General features: G+C 67.3%; 11 protein-coding genes and 1 pseudogene. 8 read left to right on the top strand and 4 right to left on the bottom strand.

The genetic code is table 11. The annotated features are described in order from the left end of the window. Positions 1 to 75: 75 nt before the first annotated feature. A pseudogene (locus tag ACJH6H_RS27610) lies at positions 76 to 654 on the bottom strand (acyl-CoA dehydrogenase family protein); the annotation flags it as partial. 91 nt (positions 655 to 745) lie between these two features. Here ACJH6H_RS27610 and ACJH6H_RS27605 point away from each other — a divergent pair. After that, positions 746 to 1405: a TetR/AcrR family transcriptional regulator gene (locus ACJH6H_RS27605; protein ID WP_406776215.1), complete on the top strand. Its 660-nt coding sequence runs from the start codon at positions 746 to 748 to the stop codon at positions 1403 to 1405. A 204-nt stretch (positions 1406 to 1609) separates the two neighbouring features. On the opposite strand, the gene ACJH6H_RS27600 is transcribed toward ACJH6H_RS27605, so the two are convergent. Then, positions 1610 to 2407 (bottom strand): ABC transporter ATP-binding protein, encoded by a 798-nt coding sequence (locus ACJH6H_RS27600; RefSeq protein ID WP_406776214.1) that lies wholly within the window; start codon positions 2405 to 2407, stop codon positions 1610 to 1612. Beyond that, positions 2404 to 3075, bottom strand: coding sequence for a FadR/GntR family transcriptional regulator (locus tag ACJH6H_RS27595; RefSeq protein ID WP_212813982.1), 672 nt, complete (start codon positions 3073 to 3075; stop codon positions 2404 to 2406). Before ACJH6H_RS27595 ends, ACJH6H_RS27600 begins: the two co-directional genes overlap by 4 nt. A gap of 159 nt (positions 3076 to 3234) precedes the next feature. Between ACJH6H_RS27595 and ACJH6H_RS27590 the strand changes: the two genes are divergently transcribed. Beyond that, positions 3235 to 4908 carry a 2-isopropylmalate synthase gene (locus ACJH6H_RS27590; protein WP_371824556.1) on the top strand — a complete coding sequence of 558 codons (1674 nt, stop codon included), beginning with the start codon at positions 3235 to 3237 and terminating at the stop codon, positions 4906 to 4908. On the opposite strand, the gene ACJH6H_RS27585 is transcribed toward ACJH6H_RS27590, so the two are convergent. After that, a complete protein-coding gene (locus ACJH6H_RS27585; RefSeq protein ID WP_064859553.1) occupies positions 4895 to 5350 on the bottom strand; it encodes a peroxiredoxin in 456 nt (151 codons plus the stop codon). The two genes, ACJH6H_RS27590 and ACJH6H_RS27585, sit on opposite strands and share 14 nt — an antisense overlap. A 2-nt stretch (positions 5351 to 5352) precedes the next feature. Between ACJH6H_RS27585 and ACJH6H_RS27580 the strand changes: the two genes are divergently transcribed. The 6 genes from ACJH6H_RS27580 to lgt all read left to right on the top strand — a co-directional run bounded on the left by ACJH6H_RS27580 (position 5353) and on the right by lgt (position 12330). After that, positions 5353 to 6888 carry an anthranilate synthase component I gene (locus tag ACJH6H_RS27580; RefSeq protein WP_205848897.1) on the top strand — a complete coding sequence of 512 codons (1536 nt, stop codon included), beginning with the start codon at positions 5353 to 5355 and terminating at the stop codon, positions 6886 to 6888. Between the two features lie 44 nt (positions 6889 to 6932). Next, positions 6933 to 7487 carry a TIGR02234 family membrane protein gene (locus tag ACJH6H_RS27575; RefSeq protein ID WP_244872932.1) on the top strand — a complete coding sequence of 185 codons (555 nt, stop codon included), beginning with the start codon at positions 6933 to 6935 and terminating at the stop codon, positions 7485 to 7487. A gap of 94 nt (positions 7488 to 7581) precedes the next feature. Continuing rightward, positions 7582 to 8400 carry an indole-3-glycerol phosphate synthase TrpC gene (gene trpC, locus ACJH6H_RS27570; RefSeq protein ID WP_212813986.1) on the top strand — a complete coding sequence of 273 codons (819 nt, stop codon included), beginning with the start codon at positions 7582 to 7584 and terminating at the stop codon, positions 8398 to 8400. A 38-nt stretch (positions 8401 to 8438) separates the two neighbouring features. Beyond that, positions 8439 to 9710, top strand: coding sequence for a tryptophan synthase subunit beta (gene trpB / locus ACJH6H_RS27565; protein WP_212813988.1), 1272 nt, complete (start codon positions 8439 to 8441; stop codon positions 9708 to 9710). Beyond that, positions 9707 to 10498 carry a tryptophan synthase subunit alpha gene (gene trpA, locus ACJH6H_RS27560; protein WP_212813990.1) on the top strand — a complete coding sequence of 264 codons (792 nt, stop codon included), beginning with the start codon at positions 9707 to 9709 and terminating at the stop codon, positions 10496 to 10498. Before trpB ends, trpA begins: the two co-directional genes overlap by 4 nt. Then, positions 10495 to 12330, top strand: coding sequence for a prolipoprotein diacylglyceryl transferase (lgt, locus tag ACJH6H_RS27555; RefSeq protein WP_212813992.1), 1836 nt, complete (start codon positions 10495 to 10497; stop codon positions 12328 to 12330). The genes trpA and lgt overlap by 4 nt, the downstream gene beginning before the upstream one ends. Positions 12331 to 12343: the final 13 nt, after the last annotated feature.

The following is a 12343-nucleotide window of genomic DNA, read 5'->3' as shown; positions in this document are numbered from 1 at the left end:
AGATCATCCTCGGGAAGGTGCGCCCTTTCCTACGCCGCCTCGCCGAGGCTCATCCACAGGTTCTGATCATTGCTCGCCGAAAGACACACCGGGATCATCCTTCTCGACCACGAACGCGCTGATGCCGCTGCCGCGCTTGGCGGGATCGGTAACAGCGAGCACGGTGTAGAAGTCGGAGACTCCGGCATTGCTGATCCAGCGTTTGACGCCGTTGAGGATCCAGAATTGCCCCTCCTGGACCGCTCGGGTGGTCATGCCAAGCGCGTCGGAACCCGCGTCTGGCTCCGAGAGGCAGTAGGAAAAGCCCTTGCCGGCGGCTAGTTGTGGAAGATAGCGGCTCTGCAGCTCATCCGAACCCGCCAGGATCAACGGCATCGAACCCAACTTGTTCACCACCGGGATCAACGAGGAGGACGCGCATACCCGTGCCACCTCTTCGATGACGATGCAGGTAGCTAACGCGTCCGCACCCGCGCCGCCGAACTGTTCTGGAACGTGAGGGGCGAAGAAGTCGGTGGCCAGTAGCGCTTCGGCAGCTTCGCGAGGGTATCTGGCCTGCTCGTCGACATCTGCGGCAAATGGCGCAATCTTCGCCTCGCACACTGCTCGCGCGGCGCGACGAATCTCGCGTTGTTCGTCGGTAAGGGCGTACATCTGGTCACATTGGAGGGCGTCGTTGTCCATGGTGGTACTTAGTACCGTAAAAATGGTACTAAGTACAGTCTTGGCGTAAAGGGGAAGCTGAATGCGGGGAGAAACCGCTCGAGAACGACTGGTGGATGCGGCAATCGCATTGTTTGAGGAGAGGGGGTATGACGCGGTTACCGTCGACCAAATCGCACAAAGGGCAGACGTGGGGCGCACGACGCTCTTCCGGTTGTTCGGTTCGAAGGAAGGTCTGATATTCCCCGACCATGACGCGCTTCTGGCTCAGGTCGAGCTTCGGCTGAAAACGGCCGCGAGAAGCTCCGCGCTGGCCGCCGTAGTGGACGCCGCAGGGGTGGTCTTCGACTACTACGTGAAGGAGGGCGAGCTGGCGCAAGCTAGGTTTCGCCTGACCAGTACCGTTTCTGCGCTACGCGATCGCGAAATGGCAAGCATAGGACGGTATACCCGCCTATTCACCCGCCACCTGACAGCACATCTCGACGGTGAGCCAAACGCGGCATTGCGTGCCGAGCTCCTGGCGACCGCGGTCGTCACCGCCCACAACCACGTGTTGCGGCGGTGGCTGCGCGCAGAATCTACGACACCGCAGCGCGATTTTTCCGAGGCGATGACTACAACGCTGGCACTGGTGAGCCGTACATCCGAGAGCCGAACGGCGGTCGTAGTGTTCGAAACAAACGAACCCCTCGAATCGGTGGTGCCGCGAATCAAGACCACCCTCGATGGGAAGGCGTAGCGGGAACCGTGTCGTTAGCACTGTTCGTCTAACCGGCCATGCGAAAGGGCGGCCGGTCAAGGATTGTTCGGTTGACGTCCGTCGGCGATTGGCTCGGTGCCGGGCTGAGTGTGCATGACGATGCGGCGGTAGTCGGTATCACTGCTCTGATGCACGCGTATCTGAGGTCCAGCGCCGGCAGTCATGCTGACTCAACCCGTTGCGTCACAGGTCGATTCGGCCGGCCTTCGCCCGGGCGGACCACCGTCCTTGGCTATAGCCGACCTCGATGGGGTGCGAGAAGGCCTCTGTCACATGATCGGTCGTTACGGTCTCGGTAGCCGGCCCCACGGCGACCGTCCGGCCGTCGCCGATCAGCAGCGCGTGGGACGTGGACGTCGGCAGCTCCTCGAGGTGGTGTGTCACGAGAATCGACGCCATCTCGGGGTGTGAATGCTCCAGCGCGTCAAGGGTTTCCAGCAGCAGCTCGCGGGCGGCCACGTCCAGGCCCGTGGTGGGTTCGTCGAGCAGTAGCAGTCGTGGCTCGGCGATCAGGGCGCGGGCGATGAGGGTTCGCCCGCGCTCGCCCTGCGACAGCGTCGGCCACACGGCGTCGGCCCGGTGGGTCAGTCCCACGGTGCCGATCAATTCGTCCGCGCGCGCGATGTCCTCGCCGGTGGGTGTCCACCGGGCCGCGATGTCGATGGTTCCGGTGACACCGGTCAGCACCACCTCCCGCACGGTCAACGGATACTGCAACCGGTGCCGCGGATTGACGTGGCCGATCGACCGGCGCAGTGGCGCCAGGTCGGTGCGGCCCATCTGTGCGCCCAGCACCCGCACGGTGCCCGACGTCGGGAACGTGACCGCGCCGCAGAAGCCGAGCAGCGTGCTCTTGCCCGCGCCGTTGGGGCCGAGCAGCGCCCAGTGCTCGCCCTCGCGCACCGTCAGCGAGATGCCGTCGATGATCTGCTTGCCTTCGCGGCGGAAGGTCACGTTGTCGATTTCGAGGACCGGGGTCATGTGAAGGACTCCTTCAAAGCGCTCAGGTGGGTGCGGCTCGCGGCGGCCGCGGCGTCGGGATCGCGCGCGACGATGGCGTCTGCGAGTTGCTGATGCAGCGCGTGGTCGCACGGTTCTGACGCGATCGGGCGGATTCTCAGCATGTCGATCATGGCCAGCCGCAGCCGGGGCAGGAATGCGTCGAACAGTTGGGTCAGCACGTCATTGTGGGCGGCGGCGATCACGGCCCGGTGAAAGGCCATGTCCGCATCCACATGTTCGGGGACCGACTGGCCGGTGACGCCGCGGGCGGCGAGGGTGCGACGGATGGCGCGCAGATCGGCCGGTGTGCGCCGGGTTGCGGCGAGGGCGGCGCCCTCGGCCTCGATGGCGATGCGGGCCTCGATCACCGAGGCGACGTTCGCGCTGCGCAGCACGGTGTCCCAGTCGTCGGTGGCATCGAGGGCGGTGACGAAGACGCCGGCGCCCTGACGGCTGTCGAGGACGCCCTTCCCGGCCAGTTCGCGGATGGCCTCACGCAGGGTGGAACGGCCGACGCCGAGCTGGGCGGCCAGCGTGGTTTCGCCGGGAAGGCGTTGTCCCAGTGGCCATTCACCGTCTTTGATGCGCGTCAGTAGGAGCTGGGCGGCTTGCGCCGCCAGGGGCTGACGCGATACCTGCGAAACCATAGAACCTCTCTACTTGTCTGAGGAGTTGTGTATAGTCTAACCATCATGACGCGCGTGCTTCTCCTTGGCTGCCGCGGCGGGGTCTGAAACGACCGGCCCCCTGCCGTGGGGCTCTGTCGCGACCGGTCACCTCCAAACCTGACCGAGAGCAGACCACTCATGAGCACCTCCTGGAACCGTCAACAACCGTCAACCATGCCGTGGCACCGTTACACCGATGTCTTCGATCGGGTGGACATCCCTGTGGTCCAACGGGATTGGCCCAGTAACCGAATCGCTGCCGCGCCGCTGTGGGTGCCCGTCGACCTGCGCGACGGCAACCAGGCCCTGGCCGAGCCGATGGACCCCGATCGCAAACGCCGATTCTTCGAACAGCTTGTCGCCATCGGCTACAAGGAGATCGAGGTCGGCTACCCCTCGGCGTCCCAGACCGATTTCGACTTCGTGCGGCTGTTGGCCGAAACCGACATCGCGCCACCGGATGTCACCATCGCGGTGTTCACCCCGGCCCGCCGCGACCTGATCGAGCGCACCGTCGAATCGGTGCGGGGCATGCGCAACGACGTCGTCATCCACATGTACACCGCGACCGCGCCCACGTGGCGAAACACCGTGCTGGGCAAGGACCGCGACGAGCTGCGCAGTCTGATCCTGCACGGCGCGCTCGACGTGCTCACCTTGACCGAGGGTATGCCGAACATCCGGTTCCAGTTCTCGCCCGAGGTGTTCAACCTGACCGAACCCGATTACGTGCTGGAGATCTGCGACGCCGTGACGCAGCTGTGGGACGCCACCGAGAGCCGGCCGGTGATCCTGAATCTTCCTGCCACCGTTGAGGTTGCGACGCCGAACGTATACGCCGACCAGATCGAGTACATGCACCGGAATCTGGCCCGGCGCGATGCGGTGATCCTGTCGGTGCACCCGCACAATGACCGGGGGACCGGCGTGGCCTGCGCCGAATTGGCAGTCCTGGCCGGGGCGCAACGCGTCGAGGGCTGTGTGTTCGGCAACGGTGAGCGCACCGGCAACGTCGACATCGCCACCCTGGCCCTGAATCTGTATGCGCAGGGCGTCGACCCGATGATCGACTTCTCCGACATCGATGCGATCGCCCGCACGGTGTCGCACTGCACGCGGATGCCGATCCACGAACGCCATCCGTACGTGGGCGACCTGGTGCACACAGCGTTCTCGGGCACCCACCAGGACGCCATCAAGAAAGGGCTGGCCGAACACCGGGCCCGGGCGGCGGCCGAGAACCGCGACCAACACGAAATCGATTGGCGGGTACCGTATCTGCCGATCGATCCGGCCGACATCGGCCGCAGCTACGACGCGGTCATCCGGGTGAATTCACAGTCCGGTAAGGGCGGTATCGCCTATCTGCTGCACACCGGTTACGGACTGGACCTGCCGCGCCGGCTGCAGATCGACTTCGCCCGGCACGTGCAGGCCCACGCCGACGGCAGCGGCGCCGAGGTGACCGCCACCGAGCTGTACGACCTGTTCGAGGCGACCTACCTGGGTTGCGGCGGCCCGGTCGAGCTGAAGGACTGGCACGTCAGCAGCGACGACACCACCGAGATCACGGTGACCGTCAATGGGATTGCGCGCACCAGTACCCATCGCGGTGTCGGGCCCGTCGAGGCGCTGACGCAGGCGCTGGCCGACGTGGACCGGCCCGTCGAGGTTCTGAGCCTCACCCAGCAGTCGATCGGCGCCACCGCGGTCACCTACCTCGAACACCGCGGCGGCTGGTCGTGCGGCCGCAGTGACTCGGTGCTCACCGCGTCACTGGCGGCGGTGATCCGGGCGGCTAACGCGCTCTGAGCACCTCGAGCGCCTTGTCGGCGTGGGAGTCCATGGAGATCTCGCTCGCGATGACCTCGAGCACTCTGCGGTCGGTGTCGATGACGAACGTGGTCCGCTTGACGGGCATCAGCTTGCCGAGCAGGCCACGTTTCACACCGAACGCCTCGGCCACCGCGCCGGAGGTGTCCGACAGCAGCGGGTAGTCGAAGCTGTGCTTCTCGGCGAATTTGTCCTGCTTCTCGACCGCGTCCATGCTGATCCCGACCCGGGAGGCACCGACGGCGGCGAACTCGGCCGCCAGGTCGCGGAAGTGGCAGGCCTCCATGGTGCAGCCCGGCGTCATGGCCGCGGGGTAGAAGAACAGCACGATCGGCCCGTCGGCCAGCAGTTCGGAAAGGCTGCGGTTCGTCCCGGTCTGGTCGGGGAGATTGAACTCTGCGACGAGGTCACCACGTTTCATGGTTGCCACGCTACTTCTGGGAGGATGACCGCGTGAAGACGACCTCACGTGAGGAATTCCAGGCGCTGGCCGCCGAGCACCGTGTCGTGCCGGTGACGCGCAAGGTGCTCGCCGACAGCGAGACGCCGTTGTCGGCCTACCGCAAGCTGGCCGCCAACCGTCCCGGCACGTTTCTGCTGGAGTCGGCCGAGAACGGGCGGTCCTGGTCGCGATGGTCGTTCATCGGTGCGGGCGCCCCGTCGGCGCTGACGGTCCGGGACGGTGAAGCCGTCTGGCTCGGCAACACGCCGCAGGACGCACCCAGTGGCGGCGATCCGCTGCAGGCGGTGCGCGACACCCTGGCCCTGTTGCAGACCGCGCCGGTGCCGGGCCTGCCGCCGCTGTCGAGCGGGCTGGTGGGGTACTTCGCGTACGACATGGTGCGGCGCCTTGAGCGGCTGCCGGAGCTGGCGGTCGACGACCTCAAACTGCCCGACATGGTGCTGCTGCTGGCCACCGACATGGCTGCCGTCGACCACCATGAGGGCACCATCACCCTCATCGCCAACGCGGTCAACTGGAACGGCACCGACGAGCGCGTCGACTGGGCCTACGACGATGCCGTCGCCCGCCTCGACGTCATGACCAAGGCGTTGGGGGAGCCGCTGCCGTCGAGCATCGCGACCTTCAGCCGTCCGCAGCCGCAGCCGCGTCAGCAGCGCACGGTCGAGGAGTACACGGCCATCGTCGAGAAGCTCGTCGGTGACATCGAGGCCGGCGAGGCGTTCCAGGTGGTGCCGTCGCAGCGCTTCGAGATGGACACCGCCGCGGATCCCATCGACGTCTACCGGGTGCTTCGGGTGACCAACCCCAGCCCCTACATGTACCTGCTCAACGTGCCGAATGCCGAAGGCGGCCTTGACTTCTCGGTCGTCGGCTCCAGCCCGGAGGCGCTCGTCACGGTGAAGGACGGGGTGGCGACGACGCACCCGATCGCCGGCACCCGGTGGCGCGGCGCCACCGAGGAGGACGACATCCTCCTCGAAAAGGAACTCCTCGCCGACGACAAGGAGCGCTCCGAGCACCTGATGCTGGTCGACCTGGGGCGCAACGATCTCGGCCGGGTCTGCAAGCCCGGCACCGTGCGCGTCGAGGACTACAGCCACATCGAGCGCTACAGCCACGTCATGCACCTGGTCTCGACCGTCACCGGCCACCTCGCCGACGACAAGACCGCGCTGGACGCCGTCACTGCCTGCTTCCCGGCCGGGACGCTGTCGGGGGCGCCGAAGGTCCGGGCCATGGAGCTCATCGAAGAGGTCGAGCTGACCCGTCGCGGGCTGTACGGCGGCGTGCTCGGGTACCTCGACTTCGCCGGCAACGCGGACTTCGCCATCGCGATCCGCACCGCGCTGATGCGCGCAGGCACCGCCTACGTGCAGGCCGGTGGCGGCGTCGTGGCGGACTCCAACGGGCCGTACGAGTACAACGAGTCGTCCAACAAGGCCAAGGCCGTCCTGGCGGCGATCGCAGCCGCCGAGACGTTGAGCGAGCCGTGAGGACCACCCGCACCGCACAGGTGCTGCTGCTCGTGGCCGCCCTGATGTTGTGGAGCGCGTCCCGGCTGGCCTGGGTCGACGTGTCGTCGTTCGACGGGCTGGGCCAGCCGAAGACGACGACGCTGTCCGGCGCGGCCTGGTCGACGGCCCTCATCCCGCTGGCCCTGTTGGCCGGCGCCGCCGCGGTCGCGGCGCTCGCTGTGCGTGGTTGGGCGCTGCGGCTGCTGGCGCTGCTGGTCGCCGTCGCGAGCGCCGGGATGGGATATCTGGCCCTCAGCCTGTGGGCGGTCACCGACGTCTCGGTCCGCGCGGCCGACATGGCGCAGATCGCGGTCATGTTTCTGGTGGGGACGCAGCGGCACTACTGGGGCGCCGGGGTCACGCTGGCCGCTGCAGTGTTGACGCTGGTCGGAGCCGTATTGCTGATGCGTTCGGCCAGTCGTGGAGCTGCTGCGGCGACCACGTCGAAATACGCCGCGCCGGGTGCGCGGCGCGAAGCGGCGCAGGAAGAAGCCGCCGACGGCATGTCCGAACGGATGATCTGGGACGCCCTCGACGAAGGCCACGATCCGACCCAGAACGATGGCGGCGGCAAATGAGTGTGGCCCGGTGGCAGTCTGCGCCGCCCTGGCGACTACCCTTCGAGATGATCATCTGGCTTGCCGAACCGGCACGGAAGGACGACGACGCGTTATGACTTCGGGGACCGTGCTCGACTCCATCATCGAGGGAGTTCGCGCTGATGTTGCCGCCCGCGAAGCCGCGCTGAGTCTGACCGAGGTCAAGGAGCGGGCCAAGAAGGCACCGGCGGCCAAGGACGCTCTCGCCGCGCTGCGGGAGCCGGGCATCGGCGTCATCGCCGAAGTGAAGCGGGCGAGCCCCAGCAAGGGGGCGTTGGCGCAGATCGACGATCCCGCCAAGCTGGCCAAGGCCTACGAGTCCGGCGGTGCCCGGGTGATCAGCGTGCTGACCGAGGAGCGTCGCTTCAACGGTTCGCTGGCAGACCTGGACGCCGTGCGTGCCGCGGTGTCGATCCCGGTGCTGCGCAAGGACTTCATCGTCACCCCGTACCAGATTCACGAGGCCCGGGCCCACGGCGCCGACATGCTGCTGCTGATCGTCGCGGCGCTGGAGCAGTCGGTGCTGACCTCGATGATCGACCGGACCGAGTCGCTCGGGATGACCCCGCTGGTCGAGGTGCACACCGAGGAGGAGGCGGACCGGGCCATCCAGGCCGGTGCCAAGGTGATCGGCGTCAACGCCCGCGACCTCAAGACCCTCGAGGTCGACCGCGACTGCTTCGGTCGTATCGCGCCCGGACTGCCGAGCAACATCATCCGGATCGCCGAGTCGGGGGTGCGTGGCACCGCCGACCTGCTGGCCTACGCCGGTGCCGGCGCCGACGCGGTCCTGGTCGGTGAAGGCCTCGTGACCAGTGGTGACCCCCGCAGCGCCGTCGCCGACCTGGTGACTGCCGGCACGCACCCGTCCTGCCCGAAACCAGCCCGCTGAATTGCGGGCTCCTGCGCGAAGAAGCAGCCCGAGTTCTCATGTCTGATCACACAGGTACCGAATTGCCGCGGATGAGCGCGGCCGTCGCCGAAGCCACAAGCCACGACCCCGACGCCAAGGGGCACTTCGGTGCCTACGGCGGCCGACTGGTGCCCGAAGCCCTGATGGCGGTCATCGAGGAAGTCACCGCGGCCTACGACAAGGTCCGCACCGACCAGACGTTCCTCGACGAACTTGACCGGTTGCAGCAGCACTACACCGGCCGGCCGTCGCCGCTGTACGAAGCGACGCGACTGTCCGAACATGCCGGCGGGGCGCGGCTGTTCCTCAAACGAGAAGACCTGAACCACACCGGTTCTCACAAGATCAACAACGTGCTCGGGCAGGCGCTGCTGGCCAAGCGCATGGGCAAGACCCGCGTCATCGCCGAGACCGGCGCCGGACAGCACGGCGTCGCCACCGCGACGGCGTGCGCGCTGCTCGGCCTGGAGTGCGTCGTCTACATGGGTGCGGTCGACACGGCCCGGCAGGCGCTGAACGTCGCTCGGATGCGGCTGCTCGGCGGCACCGTGGTGTCTGTCGAGGCCGGTTCGGCGACCCTCAAAGACGCCATCAACGAAGCCTTCCGTGACTGGGTCACCAACGCCGACAACACCTACTACTGCTTCGGCACCGCGGCCGGGCCGCACCCGTTCCCCGTCATGGTGCGCGACTTCCAGCGCGTCATCGGTATGGAAGCACGGGTCCAGGTGCAGGAGCAGGCCGGCCGGCTGCCCGACGCGGTGACGGCATGCGTCGGCGGCGGATCGAACGCCATCGGCGTCTTCCACGCGTTCATCGACGATCCGGGCGTGCGTCTGGTCGGTTTCGAAGCGGCCGGCGACGGAGTCGAAACCGGAAGGCACGCAGCCACTTTCACCGGCGGGTCGCCGGGTGCGTTCCAGGGTTCCTTCTCGTACCTGCTGCAGGACGAGGACGGTCAGACCATCGAATCGCATTCCATCTCAGCCGGTTTGGACTACCCGGGCGTCGGTCCGGAGCATGCCTATCTCAAGGACATCGGCCGCGCCGAGTACCGGCCGGTCACCGACACCGAGGCCATGGAGGCCTTCGGCCTGCTGTGCCGCACCGAGGGCATCATCCCGGCGATCGAATCGGCGCACGCGGTGGCGGGCGCGTTGAAGCTGGGTGGCGAACTGGGCCCGGGTGCGGTGATCGTGGTGAACCTGTCCGGCCGCGGCGACAAGGACGTCGAGACCGCCGCGAAGTGGTTCGGTCTACTGGACGGTGAGACTGGGGAAGCGTCATGAGCCGACTGGCTGGATTGTTCGAATCGTGCCGGGCCGAAGGGCGTTCGGCGCTGATCGGGTACCTGCCGACCGGCTACCCGGATGTGCAGACGTCGATCGACGCGATGGTCGCGATGACCGAATCCGGTTGCGACATCATCGAAGTCGGCGTCGCGTACTCCGATCCGGGCATGGACGGCCCGGTCATCGCCGCCGCCACCAACACCGCTCTGCAGAACGGGGTGCGGGTCCGCGACGCGCTCAAGGCCGTCGAGGCCATCAGCAATGCCGGTGGGCACGCCGTCGTCATGACCTACTGGAATCCCGTGCTGCGCTGGGGCGTCGATGCTTTCGCGCGGGACCTGGCGTCGGCCGGCGGGCTCGGGCTCATCACACCCGACCTCATCCCCGATGAGGCCGACGAGTGGTTCGGCGTCTCCGACGCCCACAACCTCGACCGCATCTTCCTGGTGGCCCCGTCGTCCACCCCGGAGCGGCTGGCCAATACGGTGCAGGCCTCGCGCGGCTTCGTCTACGCCGCCTCGACCATGGGCGTGACCGGTGCGCGCGACGCGGTGTCGAACATGGCGCCGGAATTGGTGTCCCGCGTGCGTGCCGTCTCGGACATCCCTGTCGGTGTCGGCCTCGGGGTGCGGTCGCGCGAACAGGCGGCCGAGATCGCGGCGTACGCCGACGGCGTCATCGTCGGCTCGGCGCTCGTGTCGGCGCTGGGTGACGGCGGCCTCCCGGCGGTCCGCGCCTTGTCCGAAGAACTGGCCCACGGAGTACGACAGAAAGTTTCCGCGTGACCACATCGTTGCTGGCATACATCCCGAGTCCGGCCCAGGGCGTCTGGCACTTGGGGCCAGTACCGATCCGGGCCTACGCGCTCTGCATCATCACCGGCATCATCGCCGCGCTGATCATCGGTGATCGCCGGTGGGTCGCGCGCGGTGGTGAACCGGGCGTCATCTACGACATCGCGCTGTGGGCGGTGCCCTTCGGCCTCATCGGTGGTCGCCTGTACCACCTGATGACAGACTGGCGCACCTACTTCGCCGAGGGCGGCGCCGGTTTCGCGGGCGCGGTCCGCATCTGGGACGGCGGGCTCGGTATCTGGGGCGCGGTTGCGCTCGGTGGCGTCGGTGCCTGGATCGGGTGCCGCCGGCACGGAATTCCGTTGCCCGCCTTCGGTGATGCCATCGCTCCCGGCATCATCCTGGCGCAGGCCATCGGCCGGCTTGGCAACTACTTCAACCAGGAGCTGTACGGTCGCCCGACGGATTTGCCGTGGGGCCTGCAGATCTTCCAGCGCAGCGACGGTTCCGGCGTGGTGAACCCGCATCTGCTCAACGGCGTCTCGACCGGGCAGGTCTACGAGGTCGTGCACCCGACGTTCCTCTACGAATTGCTGTGGAACCTCCTGGTTTTCTTCATCCTGCTGTGGGCGGACCGCCGCTTCAAGCTGGGCCACGGCCGGCTGTTCGCGCTGTACGTCGCCGCCTACTGCGTCGGCCGCTTCGGCGTCGAGTTGATGCGCAGCGACACCGCGACGCTGATCGCCGGCATCCGCGTCAACTCGTTCACTTCGACGTTCGTGTTCATCGGTGCCGTCGTCTACATGATGGTGGCGCCGCGGGGCCGTGAGGATCCGTCGACGCTCGGTGGCCGGCAGGCCGAAGAAGCGGAGGACGAGGCCGACGTCGACGCCGAGGGCGCGCTGTTGGCCGTGCCGGCGGCTGTGGCCGCCGGTGCTGCGGTCGACGCCGCGTCGGGCGAGGATGCCGACGTTGCCGACGAGGCCGACGTCGTCGAGACGCAACCCGACGAGACCGTGGCGCTCGCGGAGCAGGCCGTCGACGCTGAGGACACGGTCGACGAAGATGCGGTCGACGCCGAGGCGGCTGTCGAGGAATCCGTCGACGAATCCGCCGACGAGCCAGTCGATTCCGACGAGGTCGAGGAAGAAGACGAGTCCGACGCCGAGGCCGAGGAACTGGACGCTGATGAGGCCGAAGCAGTCGAGGTGGCCGAGGAGTCCGAGGGGACGACGGAAGCCGACGAGGCGCCTGACGAGGCGACCGCCGAGACGGAGGTCGCCGACGGCGACGACAGCGCTGATGTCGAGGACGCTGACGTAGCCGGAGACGCTGAGGTAGCCGGAGACGCTGAGGTAGCCGAAGACGTCGAGGTAGCCGAAGACGTCGAGGAATCCGACGAGGCAGCGGATTCCGAGGCTGTGGAAGCGGCCGCGGAGACTGATGTCGTCGACGGTGATGACAGTGCTGATGTCGAGGATGCTGCCGAAGAGCTCGAAGAAGCAACGGATTCCGAGGCTGTGGAAGCCGCCGCGGAGACCGAGGTCGCCGACGGCGACGACAACGCTGACGTGGAGGATGCTGCGGAGGAGTCCGAGGAAGCAGCGGATTCCGAGGCTGAAGACGCTGACGAGGCTGAAGACGCTGACGAAGCCAAAGACGCCGACAGCACCGACGAAACTGCCGATGAAGCCGACGCCGATGCTGAGCCGGCCGAAGAAGCTGCGCCGAAGGTCCAAGCCACCGAAAAGGTTGAGCCCGTTGGCGTTCCCGTGTGGGAACCGCCCGCTCCGCGTCGTCGTTGGTGGCGCCGTCAGGGCTGAGCCCGGCTTCGCG

Source organism: Mycobacterium sp. SMC-21 (assembly GCF_045310825.1).
Lineage (GTDB): Bacteria > Actinomycetota > Actinomycetes > Mycobacteriales > Mycobacteriaceae > Mycobacterium.
Note: the sequence above shows the minus strand (reverse complement) of the source record. Positions and strands in the feature narration are given on the sequence as shown.

What these genes read in the sequence shown, in the direction of transcription:
- ACJH6H_RS27605 (WP_406776215.1), top strand. Translation starts at nt 746, where the DNA reads ATGCGGGGAGAAACCGCTCGAGAACGACTGGTGGATGCGGCAATCGCA.
- ACJH6H_RS27600 (WP_406776214.1), bottom strand. Translation starts at nt 2,407, where the DNA reads ATGACCCCGGTCCTCGAAATCGACAACGTGACCTTCCGCCGCGAAGGC.
- ACJH6H_RS27595 (WP_212813982.1), bottom strand. Translation starts at nt 3,075, where the DNA reads ATGGTTTCGCAGGTATCGCGTCAGCCCCTGGCGGCGCAAGCCGCCCAG.
- ACJH6H_RS27590 (WP_371824556.1), top strand. Translation starts at nt 3,235, where the DNA reads ATGAGCACCTCCTGGAACCGTCAACAACCGTCAACCATGCCGTGGCAC.
- ACJH6H_RS27585 (WP_064859553.1), bottom strand. Translation starts at nt 5,350, where the DNA reads ATGAAACGTGGTGACCTCGTCGCAGAGTTCAATCTCCCCGACCAGACC.
- ACJH6H_RS27575 (WP_244872932.1), top strand. Translation starts at nt 6,933, where the DNA reads ATGTTGTGGAGCGCGTCCCGGCTGGCCTGGGTCGACGTGTCGTCGTTC.
- trpC (WP_212813986.1), top strand. Translation starts at nt 7,582, where the DNA reads ATGACTTCGGGGACCGTGCTCGACTCCATCATCGAGGGAGTTCGCGCT.
- trpB (WP_212813988.1), top strand. Translation starts at nt 8,439, where the DNA reads ATGTCTGATCACACAGGTACCGAATTGCCGCGGATGAGCGCGGCCGTC.
- trpA (WP_212813990.1), top strand. Translation starts at nt 9,707, where the DNA reads ATGAGCCGACTGGCTGGATTGTTCGAATCGTGCCGGGCCGAAGGGCGT.